This window comes from Calditrichia bacterium (genome assembly GCA_020634975.1).
Lineage (GTDB): Bacteria > Calditrichota > Calditrichia > RBG-13-44-9 > J075 > JACKAQ01.
The window spans coordinates 2,836,380-2,853,004 of record JACKAQ010000001.1 but is presented as its reverse complement, the minus strand read 5'-3'; the positions used below and the strand labels follow the sequence as shown (position 1 = coordinate 2,853,004).

Sequence of the window (16,625 nt, the reverse complement as noted above, 5' to 3'; positions counted from 1 at the left end):
CACAATTTATTCCTCCGCAAACTCTTCGTATTTCGCCAACGCTTTCAGGCTGAATACCTGACTGATTGCCACCGTTTCGCCGGGTTGCAAGCCGCTGGCGACGATCACGTTTTCGCCCATCAGCCGGGTGGCGCGGATGTTCCGTTTTTCAAACGTATGTTCGCCGGTTTTCACGAAAACGGCAGCGTCGTCGCCCTCAAATTCCACTGCAGAAACGGGCACACGCAGCACATCCTGCGGATATTTCGCAATGATATTCAGCCGCACGGTTTGTCCGGGTCGCGGCCAGTTGTCGGTCGTTTTGGTGAGCACATTTACGGTGAGCGATTTGTTGAGTTCGTCGAGCGTGGGCACAACCGTTTCGATACGCGTTTCGATAAATTGATCGGGCATTTCCCGCAACGCGATGCGCACTTTGTCGCCCGGTTGCAGCAATGCGCCTTCCTCCGGATCGACGTATCCTTTGATGAGCACTTGCGAAGTGTTCACCAGCGTTCCCATTTTTTGGTAGGCATTCACCGCCTGTCCCATATCGATGAGGTGTTCGGTGATGATTCCGTCAATTTGCGCGGTGATGGGCAGATGGGCGTGGGCGCGTTCGCCGGTTTCCCATTGCGAAATCAATTTTTCGGATGCGCCGAGCGCCAGCAATCGTGCGTAACTAGCCTGAACGGCGGCTTTTGCGCGAATCGCATCGGCTTCTGCGCGTTCCAGATCGCGTTGCGGGCGAATATTTTTTTCCACCAGCAATTTCATGCGATCGAGTTGCTTTTGGTAAAACGTATCGTCTGCACGCGCAATCAGGTGATCGGCAACCAGATTGGCAATTTCCAGACTTTCCAGTTCCAGCAGCGTTTGACCGCGTCGCACCGCCTCGCCTTCGTGGGCGTGAATGGCAATCACCAATCCGTCGATCGGCGCACTGAGCACCGAAATATGTTCCGGCGATGGAAACACAACACCCGGAACGGTGAGATTGTATTCGAACTGCCCTTTTTCGACGGTGGCCGTGCGGATATTCAGCGCGGTCGCCTGCTCCGGCGTCAGGCGAATGGTTTTGACTGCGCCGCTAACTTCCGCATCACTCAACGACGGCGGCAGCGCAACCGGTTCTGCCGTATTCTCCTCCACCGTCGGGCGGGAGCACGATGCTGACAGCAGCAGCGCCGCAATCACCATCAAATATAAAATGTGCTTCATTGTTTTATTCCTCGATGTATTTGCTTTTTAATTCGAAATGGATAATTCCGGGATACAATCCGGAGATTTCTGCCTGCGCAGGAATGACAACATTTCCCCAATTTCTCCTTTTTCCTTTACCCTTTTTCCTTGAACACAAGCTCCTCTCCCAACACCCGTTCCAGCGCGATCAACTGGCGATAATAATCGCGCAACGCTTTTTGGTAACGCTGCTGGCTGTCCAGATACGTGCGTTGGCTGTCCAGCAAATTCAGCACATCAATTTCACCGAGCTGATAGGCTTCGCGGGTGAGTTGCAGCAACTGTTCCGCCTGCCGGCGAATCACGTTGTCAAACCGTTCGATCACTTCCAGACTCGCCTGATAGCTGTGCCAGGCATTTTCGATATCCGCTTTCAGTTGCAACAACACGCGCTGGCGCTCCCATTTCGCCTCATTTTGAACCGCGTGCGCCCGCTGGATTTCGCCGCGCTGGTTGAACGGGAACCACAACGGAATACTCAGCCCGACTTCGTATCCGTTGAAATCGTAGCCGCTGCCGTAATCCTGTTTGTAAAAGGATAGCGAAATATCCGGCAAAAAACTGCTCCACGCCTCGCGCGATTGGAATTTTGCCGCACGGAACGCAGCGTCCCGGCTGACCAGTTGCGGCTGATCCGGCAGTTGCCGCAGCGCGCTTTCCTGATCCACCGTCACCGCGAAAAACCGCAGCGTGTCGGTAAACGCAACATCGTACGACTGCTCATCGGGATCGATGCCCATCAGCCGGAACAGCTCGTATCGCGCCTGCTCGTAGCTATTTTCCGCATCGGTGAGGTCATTTTCCGCTTCTGCCAACTGGATGTTGATTTTCAGCAATTCCAGCGCAGCAGCCTCACCAACATCTACCCGCGTTTGCGCGATACCCTGCAAATCGTTGAAAATATCGAATTGCTGTTTTCGCAAATCACGCAATTTTAACGCATAGGCAACATCCGCATAAGCATTTTTCAATTGCGCAACGAGATCGCGGTGGTAGGCTGCAAGTTCTGCGCTGCGCGACTGGCGTTCAGCCCGCAATCGCTGCATGCGAAAAAAACTTTGCAGGGGAAAATCAACCTGTTGGGAAATCGTCCAACGCCGTTCGGCGAAACCGTCACCGTCAGTCGGCATGCCTTCGCTCAAATATGAAATTTCCGGCGATGCCAACCCAATGCCCTGCCACCATTCGCCGCGTTTTGCCTGCACCCGCGCCTCAAATTGTTTGAGTTGCGGATGGTTTTCCAGCGCGATATCCAGCACATCGCCGAACCGGAAAACTGCCGGAACGTTGTCTTGTGCGGATACGCCAAAAATGCCGCCGAGCAGCAAAAATATCATCAAAGAAAAGTGTTTCATGGCTCACTTGTGATTTTTTTATCGATATCGAAACTTACGCCCGAGGCCAATAACAAGCCAGTTAGAATTTTCTAATCGATTTGCAACACTGTGGCATTTTAAAATCGCATTCCCGCTTGACTTCCGGGCAATTTGCCCGCAACTTTATATTTGTTTAAAATTGGAACAGTATTCACAAAAGTGTTGAGAGAGTTGCCGAACAACGGAGAAAGCTTTGACTTCAGATAATAAAAATGCGGTGGTGTTGCTCAGCGGCGGGCTGGATTCCAGCACGACATTGGCAATCGCCAAAAGCGCCGGTTTTGTGCCGTTTGCGCTCACCTTTCGCTATGGACAGAAACACCAGATTGAGTTGGATGCCGCCAAAAGAATCGCCGCAGCGATGGGCGTTGCCCGGCACGTCATCGCCGATATCGATTTACGCATTTTCGGTGGCTCTGCGCTGACAGATTTTATTGAGGTTCCCAAAAATCGCGAAGAAAATGAGATGAACGCGGAAATTCCGGTCACTTACGTGCCGGCGCGCAACACGATTTTTCTCTCGTTTGCGCTGGCGTGGGCGGAGGTGCTCAACGCCAACGATATTTTTATTGGCGTGAACGCGGTGGATTACAGCGGCTATCCGGACTGCCGGCCGGAATACATTGCGGCGTATGAGAAAATGGCGAATTTGGCCACCAAAGCCGGCACGCAGGATCACAAATTGTTGCGTATCCACACGCCGCTGATCGATCTCTCCAAAGCGGAAATCATCCGCAAAGGCTTGTCGCTGAACGTGGATTATTCGCTCACCAGCACCTGTTACGATCCCGCGCCGGACGGCACCGCCTGCGGTGAATGCGATGCGTGCATCCTCCGCAAAAAAGGATTCGCGGAAGCCGGCAGCGTCGATCCGGTTCCCTATTTGAAATAAAAAAGGATAAAGGGTGACGGATAAATTTCCCATCACCCGTTTACGAATCATGGCATATTCAGTAAAAGAAATATATTACACATTGCAGGGCGAAGGCGCGCACACCGGGCGTCCGGCGGTGTTTTGCCGATTTGCCGGCTGCAATTTGTGGACGGGTCGCGAGGCAGATCGCCACGCGGCTACCTGCAAATTTTGTGATACGGATTTTGTGGGAACGGACGGCATCAATGGCGGGAAATTTGCCACAGCGGCGGATCTGGCGGCAGCAGTTTTGGCGCAGTGGCCGAAAAACCAGCGCGCCCATCCGTTTGTGGTCTGCACCGGCGGCGAACCGCTATTGCAAATCGATGACGATCTGGTTGCCGCCTTTCACGATCGCAATTTTGAAATCGCCATCGAAACCAACGGCACGTTGCTCCCGCCCGACGGTATCGACTGGATTTGTGTGAGCCCCAAAGCCGGCGCAGAATTTCAACTGCGCAGCGGCAACGAGCTGAAGCTGGTTTTTCCGCAGCCCGGAGCTGAGCCGGAACGTTTTTGCGGACTGGATTTTGAGCACTTTTTTTTGCAACCGATGGACGGCGAACACACCGAACGCAACATCCGGCTGGCAATGGATTATTGCCTGAAACATCCGCAATGGCGGCTGAGCCTGCAAACTCATAAATTGCTCAATATTCCGTGAAATTGGAAATTCGAAACTTGAAATTGGGAATTTGATAAAAACAGCATAATGCAACAGCATAACGAACCTTTTGTTTATTAATCTTTTACCCTTTATCCTTTATCCTTTATCCTTCACCTTTATCCTTTTAACTTTTAACTTTCCCTTAGGCAACCATGGACGACGCAGTTGAATATCCGATAGACGGCGTGCTGGATTTGCACCAATTTCACCCCCGCGATGTGAAAGATTTGGTGCCGGATTACATCGCCGAATGCCGGGAACGCGGCATTTTCCAGATTCGCATTGTCCACGGAAAAGGCAAAGGCGTACTGCGCGAAATTGTTCACAGTATCCTCAAAAAACACCCGGATGTACTGAATTTTTGGCAGGAAGGCAGCGCCGGATCGTGGGGCGCAACGGTGGTAAGTTTGCGGGAAAATGATTGAGGATATCGAAATTCAGATTTTCTTTAAGGTCTTTTTAATAATCCCGCATAAAATACACAACCAAAAACAGGATATAAAACAAACCAACACCAGCATGTTTGGTGAGTAGAGCCATTGTCCAAAAATACCTGTGTAAGATTCGACAAACTCCAGAGTTTCGTATGGGTTTAACAAAAGTTTAGCATTGAAAACTAAATCAATTATTATCAGAGTAATAATAAATGCATTCAAAAGATAGAATCTCAACCGATACAAAAAATACAAAACGATTGCAGCAAGAATACATTCCCAGCACTGCTGAATATAGAAAATTAGCAGGTTGAGGCAGTCCAATAGTTGCTGGACAATCAACTGAAAAATATCGGATGGTTCAAATTCCATGAGCAGCCGCCAAAGACCGGAAAAAATGCTGCAACAGAAAACGAATAACAGCATCTATCTCCAAAAAAGCCATCGAGTTAAATGTCAGTGAGTCGTAACAAGATAGCCATTTTGTGGCAATTTTACAACGGTTGAGGCCGTAAAAAACCGACCGCCATCAGATAGCAACTTTCACAGATCAATCAACAATTTTTCCAGCGCATTGAGCGCAGCGGGAAAAGATGTTCGCCCCAACCCAACCCGAAAATGGTTGCCGGAAAAATCAAAAACGCTGCCGGGCAACAGCATCAAATTTTGCCGCGAAACGGCTGTTTCGGCAAATTGATCCACCGGTATTTCGGAGCGCAACCGGGGAAAAGCGGTGCTGCTGCCCTGCGGTTCGATCCACTCTAATTTTTCCGAATATTCCGAAAAAAATGATTTGGCAAGCTGCAAATTATTGGCGATCAGCTTCCGGTTATTTGCTAAAATTTGGGATTTCGCACGCAGTGCGATAATCGATAAAATCTCCGATGGCGCGCTGTTGCAAATGGTTGTGTAATCTTTGTACATCAGAAAATTATTGCGCAACGCGTCGTTGCGGGTCGCCAGCCAGCCGATACGTAAACCCGGTAAAGCCAACGACTTGGACATCCCACAGAGCGATACGCCCTGATCGTAAATGTCACAAATTGCGGGCAAACGGCTTGCCGGATCATGCTCCAGCCCGCGATACATTTCATCGGAAAAAATCCACAAATTGTGTTCGGCAGCAATGTCGATCAGCGCGTCAAATTCCGCCCGCGACGGAATAAATCCGGTGGGATTGTGCGGAAAATTTATCACCAGCAATCGCGATCGGCGGGTGATGTTCCGGCGCAGTTCATCCAAATCCAGATGCCAGCGACCATTTTCTGCACGCAATGTCAACGGGTGAGGTTTGCAACCGGACGTCCCGGCGATTTCAAACAACGATTGATACGCTGGCGCCACATAAAAAAACTGCTCACTTTTTCGCAACATGATGTGCATCGCGATAAAAATGGCTTCTTCCGGCGCGCAAACCAGCAGGTTTTCAGGGGACATTGTTTCGTACAGCCGGGCAATTTCGGTCCGCAGCAGCGGGTGTCCGGCAGAATCCGTGTAGCTGAATCGAAGGTTTTCCCACAATTCCCGTATTTCGGCATCGGCCATTTTCAGCAGTTCCGGCATGGCCAACGGCTCGCAATCGGACGGGCTAAGCAAGTGTTCCACCGCGAACTCGTATTTCGCGAAATAACGTTCCAACAAAAAAGGGCGCATTCTTTCTCCCAAAATTATTCTCGAAGCCGAATTCAAGAGAACCCGGTGCCGTTCCGATACTTCAATAGTTAAGTGACATAAAAATGTATCATTATAAATGTATTGTATCATCACACCAATCATTATTTTGTGATTTTTGGTGATCTGAAGAACAGGGAGTGTCAATATGCACAGGAAAGAACTATTCCAATCCATTCTCGTTGCGTTTTTGGCATTGGTGTTTTTGGGTGCCGGTTGCAAAAAAATCAGCACCAAACCTGACGATACAACGGAGTTGAGCGCTCCGGAAAATTTTGAATATAATTCCAGTAAAACGATCAGCACGGTGTTTATCGCAAAAGATCCAGACGGAAACCCGTTGCCGAAATTGCGCTGCAATGTATATCTCGCAGCAGCGTTTCAGGATTTCACTTCCGAAAAACCGTACGCCACAGGTTTCACAGATGCCAACGGAATGATGGGCACAACCGTTCAGGTTCCGGCAGGCACGGACAGTTTGTATCTGGAAATCGAATATATCGGCATGTTGAATAATGCCATTGCATCGACAAATGATGTAAATATCGTGTTCGAGCTTGGCAAAGGTGTGCAGGGTCAATTTTACAAACGCCCGCGACTTTCCGGGAAAAGCAATTTTATTCTAAATCGTTTATTTTCAGGAACATCGACATCGCAAAACAACCCGGAATTGAAAGTGTTGGGCACATGGGATAATCGGGGAATTCCGGATTATCTGGAATCTGTTGCGGATTCTTTCGATGCAAATTTTTTGCAGCGATTAAATTATTCGCTCCCCGAACGGGTGTCTATCCCAAATACATATCCTGAATTTTTGGCGGCGGGTAACGAAACCAATATCGACATTTCGGACACCACGGATGTGTGGGTAACATTTTTGCACGAAGGTGCCGGTTACAGAAACGTATTTTGCTATTACAGCTACGAAACAGCAAATCCGCCAATATCCACGGCGAATATCGATACGATGACGGTTATTTTCCCAAATGTGAGCTATCAATCGGGTTTTGGCTCCGGTGCCAAAGTTTACCTCGGTAAATTTCAGCCGGGACAAACCATCGGCTGGTCGATTATCGTAAATGGCTGGGGAAACAGCAGCATCGATTTCAACAACGGCATCCTTTATTCTGATCCGGCGCTCAACCCCGGAACAACAGACTATCAGCAACATTTGATTTTTTTGTATGATTCGCTGACCACCAAATACATCATTGGATTTGAAGATATCGTCCGGGACCCGGACATCACCAATCGCGCTTCCGATGAAGATTTTAACGATGTGGTGTTTACCGTTACGCTCGATCCGGTTCCGCCGCCAATTCCGGTGTTCCCAATACCATCGATCCGCCGCCGGATTGCGATAACGACGGCATCCCCGATTTTTACGACGCCTATCCCTGCGATGAAAACCGGGCATTTTTGATTATCACGGATTGGATGACCATTGCATTTGATGATGAGTGGCCAAATCTCGGCAATCGCGATTTTAATGATTTGGTGGTTGATGCCAAATATCACATCACCTGCGATGCCAACAACGAAATCACCGATATCATTGGTTATTTTATCCTCAAAGCGATGGGAACCACAAAGCAGAACGGTTTTGCGTTGCAATTTCCGTATCCCAAATCCGGTGTGGAAAGCGTTACCGGCATGCAAATTACGGATAACTATTTATCGTTGAGCCCGAAAGGCTTTGAAAACGTCGGGCATAATCTGGTTGCGTTTATTTTCGACAACGGCACGGATTTGATGGCGCGCCCCGAACCGGGCATCGGCATCAATACGGAGGAAGGCTACCAGTTTATCACACCGGATACGCTTTCCGTGCAAATTTTGTTTAAATCGCCGGTTCAGGCATGGGAAATCGGCTCGCCGCCATATAACCCGTTTGTGATCGTCAATCGCAATCGCGGGCACGAAATTCATTTGAACAATCACGCACCCTCCGAAGCGGTCGATGTGTCGCTGTTTGGCACCGGTGACGACAACAGCAGCGTTGCCAACGGTATTTATTACCGGAGCAGCGGAAATTTATCCTGGGCAATGGATTTCCCGGAAGTTTGGGATTACCCGTTTGAGGACACGGACGTGCAAAATGCCTATTTTAATTTCTACAATTGGGTGACCAGTGGCGGCACATCCAACCCGGATTGGTTTGAAAATGTATCCGGCAATCGCGATGAATCGCTGATTTATCGCCCGTACGGAATCAGCAAAAAATAAACAAATATCAGAATAGTTTTTGTCAAGCGGTTGTGACCGGTTTCCCACGGCGCAACCGCTTTTCTTTTGTTGCATTATTGGTTCCGTAGCGATATTTTTGAAAAGCTGTGAGTAAAACGGAAAAACAATGAGCAACGAAACCCGGACTTTGCATATCAAAAACATGGTTTGCCCGCGCTGCATTCAGGCGGTAAAAACCATTTTGACAGATTTGGGCTACAGCGTCCGCGCCATCGATTTGGGTTGGGCGGAAATTGCCATCACCGATAAACCGGTTGATCTTCCGGCAATCGCCAAGTCCTTACAAAACAGCGGTTTCGAGCTGCTGCAGAATCGTGAAAAACAACTTGTGGAGCAAATAAAAAACACACTGCTGACATATATTTACAGCCTCGAAAAAGCGGATGCACCGGAAAACGCATCGGAATTTCTGGGTGAAAAACTGGGTTTCAGTTATGCCTACCTCAGCAAATTATTTTCGCAAATTGAGCACGTCACGATCGAGAAATATCTCATCCACCTGAAAATTGAGCGCGTCAAAGAGCTGCTCAGCTACGGCGAACTGACGCTCAGCGAAATCGCTTTTCGCCTGCAATACAGCAGTTCGCAGCACCTTTCCCGCCAATTTAAACAGATCACCGGCATCACTGTCAGCGAGTTCAAATCGCAGCCGTATGTGCATCGCCATTCGCTGGACGGCTTGCAGTTTGATGCGTAATTTTTTTGCCACAGAGACACCGAGAACGCAGAGAAAATAACTGGATTGCCCTCAGTGTCCTCTGTGCCTCTGTGGCTTCTTTTCTTTCGATCGAATGATCCCATTTTCCAAAAAATTCTGCACATCTTTTTCCGAATTCTGTACGGGTTCGCCGGTTGGCATTCGGTAAATTTTAATTGAATGTTTGAAAAGGAGCGACCGATGAACCATAAAAATAATCCCGTGACCGATGCGGAAAATTGCCCGGTTGATTTGCAACCGGCACCGCAAACGGAACCAAATAATCAACAATCCGTCACCATCGATGTGGATGGAATGATGTGCGCATCCTGCGTTTCGCATGTGGAAAAAGCCATCAAAAAAGTGGCGGGCGTGCAGAATGCCAGCGCAAATCTGGCCACACATCAGGCAAAAATCAGTTTCGACAATGCGAATCTCGGCGAAATTGTGGACGCCGTTCGCAACGCCGGATACGAAGTTGGCACGGAAACGCAATCGCTGGACATCGGCGAAATGAGCTGTGCATCCTGCGTTTCGCATATGGAAAAAGCACTGAAAAACGTGCCCGGCGTGCTCGATGCCGTCGTCAATCTGGCGACCGAAAAAGCCACCGTTACCGTCGCCAAAGGCGCGGTTTCGCGTTCCGACCTCAAAAAAGCGGTGATCAACGCCGGATACACCGTTCGGGAACCGCAATCCCAAACCGCTGATTTTTCTGAAGATAGCGGCGCGGCAGCAGACGAAGAAAAATTTCGCATCGCCCGAAAACGAATGATCGTCGCGTGGGCGTTCACCATCCCGATTATGGCGTGGATGCTGGCGCACATGATTTTCGGTGTGATGTGGCCGAATGCGCTCATCTTCCAGATCGGGATGATTGCACTGAACATTCCGGTGCTGTTTTGGGCGGGTGCACAAACCTATCGCAGCGGATTGCTGAGCGTTCGCCACGGCAACGCAAATATGGATACGCTGATTTTGCTCGGCAGCGCAGTGTCGTTTCTCACCGGTCCGGCGTCGTTCTTTTTCCCGATCGCCAGTTACGCGGGCATCGCCGGAATGATCATGACTTTCCACCTGACCGGGCGATTTGTGGAGGAAAAAGCCAAAGGGCGCGCGTCTGACGCGATTCGCAAATTGATCAATCTCGGCGCGAAATCGGCAAATGTGCTGCGCGACGGCAGCGAAGTGCAGGTGCCGATCGACGCGGTGCAGCCCGGCGATGTGCTTATCGTTCGCCCCGGCGAAAAAATTCCCACTGACGGCGTAGTGATCTCCGGTGAAAGCGCCGTTGACGAATCGATGGCAACCGGCGAAAGCCTTCCCGTCACCCGTCGCAGCGGTGACGAAGTGATTGGCGCCACCGTCAACCGCGAAGGGCTGCTGAAAATCCGCGCAACCCGCGTCGGCAGCGACACATTTTTGGCGCAGGTCGTCAAATTGGTCGAAGAATGCCAGACCAGCAAAGTGCCCATTCAGGCGTTCGCGGACAAAGTGACATCCGTTTTCGTGCCGGCGGTGCTCGCCGTTGCGCTGCTCACGCTGCTCGCATGGCTGGCTTTTCCCGGCGTGATGAGCGGGTTGCTGGCTGGCGGTGCATTTTTGCCGTGGGTGAATCTCGAATTGGGCATCGTAACGCTGGCGGTGGTCGCGATGGTGGCGGTGCTGGTCATCGCCTGCCCGTGCGCACTCGGTTTGGCAACGCCAACCGCGCTGATGGTCGGCAGCGGACTTGGGGCACAAAACGGCATTTTGTTCCGCTCCGGCGAAGCCATCCAAATGTTGAAAGATGCCAAAGTGGTTGCGTTTGACAAAACCGGTACGCTCACCAACGGTCAGCCGGAAGTGACTGATGTGCAGGTTTTCGGCGAATTTTCCGATGAACAATTGCTGCAACTGGCGGCATCCGCGGAGTTCGGCAGCGAGCATCCGCTCGGCAAAGCAATTGTGCAGGCTGCCAGCGCGCTGGAAATTTTGCCGGAAGAACCGGCGAATTTCGAGGCGATCAGCGGGAAAGGCATTCGGGCGACGGTCGGAGAAACTGCCGTGTTTCTCGGCACGCGCGCGCTATTCAACGAAAACGGCATCGATATTTCTGGTGCAGATGCCATCATGCAAACTTGGGAAGCTGACGGCAAAACCGCGATGCTCATCGCCGCGAACGGCAAACTGGCGGGCATCATCGCGGTGGCAGATGCACTGAAATCCGGTACGATTGCCGCCATCGAACAGTTGCACAAAATGGGCATCCAGACCGCGATGCTCACCGGCGACAATCGACGAACCGCCGAAGCCATCGCCAAACTGGCGGGCATCGATCACGTTTTGGCGGAAGTATTACCGGACGGCAAAGTAAATGAAATCAGACGTTTACAGGAAAAATTCGGCACGGTCGCATTTGTCGGCGACGGCATCAATGATGCACCGGCGCTCACGCAGGCGAACATCGGCATCGCCATTGGCACGGGGACGGATGTTGCCATCGAAGCCAGCGATGTGACGCTCGTTCGCGGCGAACTCGGCGGCATCGTGAACGCCATCCGGCTCAGCAAAGCGACGTTTCGCAAAATTCGCCAGAACCTGTTTTGGGCATTTTTCTACAATGTAATTATGGTGCCGCTGGCAATTATCGGGTGGATGCATCCGGTACTGGCGGAAATCGCAATGGCGATGTCATCCATTACGGTAGTGAGCAATGCCAATTTACTACGGCGCTTTAAGCTGTTGTAAATATTTAACTTGATCAATAAAAAAAAAAGGGCGAATTTTCATTCGCCCTTTTGTGTTTTTGCTAATTTACATTTAACCTATCCGACAAATTCATCATCATGAACATGGTTGTGAAATTCGTTTTCGCTAAAACCGGTGTCATTTCCCAGTTTGAAGCGTTGAATCATCTCGTTCAATTTTCCGGTGAGCTGGTTGAGGTTTTCCGTGGTTCTGGCAATTTGGGTAACACCAACTGCTGATTCTGCGGAGACTGCCGAAATTGCATCCACATTGCGGGAAATTTCTTCGCTGGTGGTGGATTGTTCTTCTGTCGCTGCCGCCATTTGGTTAATCAGCGAAACAACTTCATCTGATTTTGTGACAATTGTGTTGAGCGCTTCCCCGGCGCGATCCGCCAGTTCCATTCCTTCGCTAACTTCTTTGTCACCGCGTTTCATCGCCTGCACGGTTTCCTCGGTTTCACGTTGGACAGTCTGGATCATATCGGCAATTTTTCTAGTCGCTTCGGAGGTGCGCTCCGCCAATCGGCGAACTTCATCCGCAACTACCGCAAAACCCCGTCCCTGATCTCCGGCGCGCGCAGCTTCGATCGCTGCGTTCAGTGCCAGCAAGTTGGTTTGATCAGCAATATCGTCGATCACCGACACAATTTCGCCGATTTTTGTGCTCGAATCGCCGAGTTGCTGCACGGTTTTCACTGATTCTTTCACGACAAAGGCGATTTCCTTAATTTTGCTGACCGTTTTCTCCACAACCACTCCGCCATCTTTGGCATATTTCCCGCTTTCGTTGGCGGTGTTGGCGGTTTGTGTGGCAACGCGGGCATTCTCAACGATGGTTCGCGCCATTTCTTCCACGGCTGCGGCAACATCGCTGGACTGGCTGGATTGTTCTTGCGTTGCGGTTGCCAGTTCATCCGCCGATCCGCGAATCTGGTAAGTTGCAGCAGAAACGGACTGCGCGATTTCCACAACCTGACGAATCATTTTGCTGATGTTGCCCACCGCTTTATTGAATCCGTCGAACAAATTGCCAATATCGTCATTCCTATTCACAGGCAGATGAACCGTTAAATCGCCGTCTGCAAACTTGTTCATTTCATCAAGAATCTGGCTGACGCTATTTGATTGATATTCCTGCTGTTCTTTGATTTTACCCAACAGTTTTCCGTAATGTCTGCAACAATTTCTATTGCACCGACAATTTCATTGTGTTTATCCCTGACCGGTGCGCCGGTATACATAATAGGCGTTTCGCCATTATTGGCACAAGATACCGTTTCACCCATACGAACATCATTGTTTTCCATCGCCTGTTTCAGCCGACATTCGTCTGTATTGCAATGTTTGGTTTTAAACAAATCGTAACATTTCGCATTTGTGCATTGTTCTTTCGATTTGTTCACAAATTTGCTGGCGGCTTTATTAATGTATTGAACATTATATTTTTTATCGATCACCATCACCGGTGTGGGAATATTTTCCAGATAACCGATCTGTTGTTTGATAGTGTTGATCATTTCATTCATCGCATTGGCCAGCACACCGATTTCATCGCTCGAAGTGACATCCAGTTCTTGGTTCAGATCGCCGTTGGCGATTGCTTTTGCGGCGTTGGTAATCCGGGTGATCGGGTGCGAGATCGTATAATTCAGGAAAAATCCGATAACCAGCGCCAGCGTAAACCCGACCACAATTCCTGTAACCGCTGTCGATTGGGAAACCTCTGCAACATCATCTGATGCTTTTACCGCCGCAGCAATATTTGCGCGGGAACGGACTTCTATTTCACCAAGAATCTCCAAAACCGTTTCGGCAGACTGATCTGCCTCAAAATCGAGATTATTGATAACCTTGGTCAATCCCTCAATCTTTTGGCGATTTTTCACGAACACATCAGATCCCACAACCAACTGTTTTTGTTGATCTTGAATGCTCAATACATCCAGCATCAATTCGTGAATCCGGAGCGCCCGGCTGTTAAATTCTTTGTTGTGAAGGTCATCCGCCTGCTTTACGATCTCGCGTAACCGTTCATCGGTAGTGGCAACGATTAACCCTTCCGATGTTTCTGCGCCATTAACAATCGCTTCTGCGAACTTATCAAACAGGTCCCGCATCGCTTTGTAATCACTCAGCGCATTGTTCAGCTCCACCGTGGAGGTGGATGTAACCATCTCCATTACAACTTGCGTGCCCCGGGCGAGGGCAAATTTCATCTCCATTGCCGCATCGATTAACGGCACGGTTTCAACAATGGTTGTGGTTTTTTCCGTCATTTTATTAATACTGGTGTAACCCACCCAACCGACTGTTAATACAACACATGCGACAATTAAAAAAGAGATAAGAAGTTTAACTTTAAGCGAAATATGTTTTAACATGATAAAAATCCTTCCATGGCATCCGCTAAATGATACATATTATATTTACTGAAATTTATTGCAGCGTGAGGACGAGTCAAAAAGGTGATATGACCGTTTTTTTCCGTAGGTTGCAAACGGGTTGCAACTGCTTTTGTTGACAACGGAACACTGGTTTTTAGGCGGCTCACAACAATCTATACTCCCTGTTTCCAAACCTGTTAATCAACATTTTCGGAGGGAAGCTTGGCAGCTTTACCTAATTTATACTTTAACGTTATATATATTTCAATTCTAATATTTCTAATTCAAAGTGAATCGCATAATTGCCGAGCTTCCGGGCAATTTCCAGTTTCAGGCTGTCAGGTGCGCAACCATTTTCAGGAAACACTTTTATTTTAGCAACCGTTCCGTGAACCATGTCGGAACTAACGATAACATCAACGGAATTCACACCTTCAATCGTCCGGATTTCAGCGGTAAACACATCGCGGATTTCCCGGTGAACCAGCGCCGGTTTGAATATTTTTCCCACCGCCGTTAACGGCATCGGATCGATGATGTGAATTTTTTTGGGGATTGCTGCGCGTTCGCCGATACGCTGTTTCACGAAATCGAGCAGCGCAGTTTCTGTGATGGTTTTGCCCGGCGACAGTTGCACATACGCAACGGGCACTTCGCCGACGATCGGATCGGGGCGCCCGATTGCCGCTGCCATCGCCACTGCCGGATGTTCGGATAACGGTTCCTCAATCAGCTTTGCATCGATATTGTGTCCACCGCGAATGATCACTTCTTTTTGCCGTCCGGTGATAAAAAAGAAACCCTCCGGGTCCACATGCCCCAAATCGCCGGTGTTCAGCCAATTGCCGTTTCCGTCGCCGGTGTCCACCCAAATATCGGTGTTGTGCACCGCCAGTTTGTATCCCGGAAAAATATTCGGACCGCGCACAATAATGGTGCCGTTTTCATCCGCAGCGCATTCGCGCAGAAATTGTTTTTTTTCGTCGAGCTGCGCCACTTTTATTTCCTGATAGGCAAAGCGCAACCCGATGGAACCGATTTTTCGCTCGCCGTACGGCATGTTTGCGGTGCAGAGCGAGGTTGCTTCTGTCAACCCGTATCCTTCAACAATGCGTAAATTACAGTGCGTCTCAAATCGATGAAACAATTCCGTCGGCAACATTGCCGCACCGCAAAGGGCGTATTCCAGCGAACGGATATTGGCGTTGCCGACCGGCACATTCAACAATGCGGCAAAAACTGCCGGCACGCCGATAAAGCTGTTCAGCCGGTAGTGCTCTGCAATTTTCCAAAAATTTTTGACAATTCCCGGTCCGCGATAGCCCGCCGGCGAACCGACAACCAGCGTTACACCCGCGCTGAGTGGTCCCAACGTGCCGGCGTTAAATCCGCCGTTGTGAAACAGCGGTAATCCGCAAAACACCGTTTTTTCGGCGGCATTTTCCAGCAGCAGCACTTCCGCCCAGGCGTTGGCCACTTCGTTAAAATGGGTGCGGGGCGCAAGCTTCGGTATACCGGTTGTGCCACCCGTGTGAAAATAAGATGCAATATCCTGCGGATCAATTTTCCGGGAAAAAGCGAGGGAATCACCGGATTGCTGCGACATCAATTTATCGGCATCCAACACCGGCTGGCGGGGTTTTGCGGTTTTCCGGGCGATGTTTTTGCTTGCCAGATTTACCAAAAATTGCAACGGCTGCGGCAAATACTGCCCGAGATTCACTGTTAAAACCGTTTCCAGCGTGGGCACTTTTTCGGCGATGTGCGCCACTTTTTGCCAAATATCCGTTTTGGGAAACGCAGCGAGCGTGACCAGCACTTTCGATTCGCAGGCGTTCATAATTTCCGCAATTACCTGTGGTTCCAGCAGCGGATTTACCGGATTCACAATGCCCGCCGTTTCCGCACCGATCATCAGGCTATAGGTTTGCGGCATATTTGGCAACATCACCGAAATCACATCGGTTTTGGCAACGCCAATCGCGGCAAACATGTTGGCCGCGCGGGTAATTTGCTGCATCAATTCGCGATAGGTGATATCGTGCGATCGCCGGAAATGAGTGCCGCGCAACAAATAACGAATGGCAAATTTTTCCGGATTGATTGCCGCACCGCGCCGAACCAGTTCGTAGGTGCTTTCCGGCAAATCCCGCGCCGTAAGCGGCGTTTGCTCCAGTTGAATAATATCATCCAGCGATCGCAAAACAAACGCACCGGATTGCGGATTAGCTGCTGTCATTCTCATCTCCTGCCATTAGTTTTTTTTCGAAAACCGAAAAGCAT

General features: G+C 49.8%; 13 protein-coding genes. 7 read left to right on the top strand and 6 right to left on the bottom strand.

The features are described from left to right. Positions 1-6: 6 nt before the first annotated feature. On the bottom strand, positions 7-1,200 hold the full coding sequence (locus tag H6629_11540) for an efflux RND transporter periplasmic adaptor subunit (GenBank protein MCB9068424.1): 1,194 nt from the start codon (positions 1,198-1,200) through the stop codon (positions 7-9). A 116-nt stretch (positions 1,201-1,316) separates the two neighbouring features. Continuing rightward, on the bottom strand, positions 1,317-2,576 hold the full coding sequence (locus H6629_11535) for a TolC family protein (protein ID MCB9068423.1): 1,260 nt from the start codon (positions 2,574-2,576) through the stop codon (positions 1,317-1,319). Positions 2,577-2,790: 214 nt separating this feature from the next. On the opposite strand from H6629_11535, the gene queC reads away from it, so the two are divergent. From queC to H6629_11520, 3 genes are all read left to right on the top strand, one after another. Then, entirely contained in the window at positions 2,791-3,489 is a 699-nt protein-coding gene (gene queC, locus H6629_11530; protein ID MCB9068422.1) for a 7-cyano-7-deazaguanine synthase QueC, read from the top strand. A 49-nt stretch (positions 3,490-3,538) separates the two neighbouring features. After that, positions 3,539-4,174: a 7-carboxy-7-deazaguanine synthase gene (queE, locus tag H6629_11525; GenBank protein ID MCB9068421.1), complete on the top strand. Its 636-nt coding sequence runs from the start codon at positions 3,539-3,541 to the stop codon at positions 4,172-4,174. Positions 4,175-4,329: 155 nt separating this feature from the next. After that, positions 4,330-4,602 (top strand): Smr/MutS family protein, encoded by a 273-nt coding sequence (locus tag H6629_11520; GenBank protein MCB9068420.1) that lies wholly within the window; start codon positions 4,330-4,332, stop codon positions 4,600-4,602. A 552-nt stretch (positions 4,603-5,154) separates the two neighbouring features. Here H6629_11520 and H6629_11515 read toward each other — a convergent pair. Then, a complete protein-coding gene (locus H6629_11515) occupies positions 5,155-6,264 on the bottom strand; it encodes an aminotransferase class I/II-fold pyridoxal phosphate-dependent enzyme (GenBank protein ID MCB9068419.1) in 1,110 nt (369 codons plus the stop codon). A 166-nt stretch (positions 6,265-6,430) separates the two neighbouring features. Here H6629_11515 and H6629_11510 point away from each other — a divergent pair, with 166 nt between their 5' ends. The 4 genes from H6629_11510 (at position 6,431) to H6629_11495 (ending at position 11,956) form a co-directional block, all read left to right on the top strand. Then, positions 6,431-7,705, top strand: coding sequence for a DUF4114 domain-containing protein (locus H6629_11510; GenBank protein MCB9068418.1), 1,275 nt, complete (start codon positions 6,431-6,433; stop codon positions 7,703-7,705). A 14-nt stretch (positions 7,706-7,719) separates the two neighbouring features. After that, on the top strand, positions 7,720-8,508 hold the full coding sequence (locus H6629_11505; GenBank protein MCB9068417.1) for an LruC domain-containing protein: 789 nt from the start codon (positions 7,720-7,722) through the stop codon (positions 8,506-8,508). A 127-nt stretch (positions 8,509-8,635) separates the two neighbouring features. Further along, positions 8,636-9,226, top strand: coding sequence for an AraC family transcriptional regulator (locus H6629_11500; GenBank protein ID MCB9068416.1), 591 nt, complete (start codon positions 8,636-8,638; stop codon positions 9,224-9,226). A 201-nt stretch (positions 9,227-9,427) separates the two neighbouring features. Then, positions 9,428-11,956 carry a copper-translocating P-type ATPase gene (locus tag H6629_11495; protein MCB9068415.1) on the top strand — a complete coding sequence of 843 codons (2,529 nt, stop codon included), beginning with the start codon at positions 9,428-9,430 and terminating at the stop codon, positions 11,954-11,956. Positions 11,957-12,033: 77 nt separating this feature from the next. Here H6629_11495 and H6629_11490 read toward each other — a convergent pair whose 3' ends face one another. The 3 genes from H6629_11490 to H6629_11480 form a co-directional block, all read right to left on the bottom strand. Continuing rightward, the gene (locus H6629_11490) at positions 12,034-13,116 is read right to left on the bottom strand and encodes a methyl-accepting chemotaxis protein (protein ID MCB9068414.1); all 1,083 of its coding nucleotides are present in this window, start codon (positions 13,114-13,116) and stop codon (positions 12,034-12,036) included. Continuing rightward, entirely contained in the window at positions 13,050-14,339 is a 1,290-nt protein-coding gene (locus H6629_11485) for a HAMP domain-containing protein (protein ID MCB9068413.1), read from the bottom strand. Before H6629_11485 ends, H6629_11490 begins: the two co-directional genes overlap by 67 nt. A gap of 256 nt (positions 14,340-14,595) precedes the next feature. Further along, a complete protein-coding gene (locus H6629_11480) occupies positions 14,596-16,581 on the bottom strand; it encodes an acyl-CoA synthetase (protein ID MCB9068412.1) in 1,986 nt (661 codons plus the stop codon). Positions 16,582-16,625: the final 44 nt, after the last annotated feature.

Coding starts and splice junctions, on each gene's coding strand:
- H6629_11480 (MCB9068412.1), bottom strand. CDS start 16,581: ATGACAGCAGCTAATCCGCAATCCGGTGCGTTTGTTTTGCGATCGCTG.
- H6629_11520 (MCB9068420.1), top strand. CDS start 4,330: ATGGACGACGCAGTTGAATATCCGATAGACGGCGTGCTGGATTTGCAC.
- H6629_11485 (MCB9068413.1), bottom strand. CDS start 14,339: ATGTTAAAACATATTTCGCTTAAAGTTAAACTTCTTATCTCTTTTTTA.
- H6629_11495 (MCB9068415.1), top strand. CDS start 9,428: ATGAACCATAAAAATAATCCCGTGACCGATGCGGAAAATTGCCCGGTT.
- queE (MCB9068421.1), top strand. CDS start 3,539: ATGGCATATTCAGTAAAAGAAATATATTACACATTGCAGGGCGAAGGC.
- H6629_11505 (MCB9068417.1), top strand. CDS start 7,720: ATGACCATTGCATTTGATGATGAGTGGCCAAATCTCGGCAATCGCGAT.
- H6629_11500 (MCB9068416.1), top strand. CDS start 8,636: ATGAGCAACGAAACCCGGACTTTGCATATCAAAAACATGGTTTGCCCG.
- H6629_11535 (MCB9068423.1), bottom strand. CDS start 2,576: ATGAAACACTTTTCTTTGATGATATTTTTGCTGCTCGGCGGCATTTTT.
- H6629_11540 (MCB9068424.1), bottom strand. CDS start 1,200: ATGAAGCACATTTTATATTTGATGGTGATTGCGGCGCTGCTGCTGTCA.
- H6629_11515 (MCB9068419.1), bottom strand. CDS start 6,264: ATGCGCCCTTTTTTGTTGGAACGTTATTTCGCGAAATACGAGTTCGCG.
- H6629_11510 (MCB9068418.1), top strand. CDS start 6,431: ATGCACAGGAAAGAACTATTCCAATCCATTCTCGTTGCGTTTTTGGCA.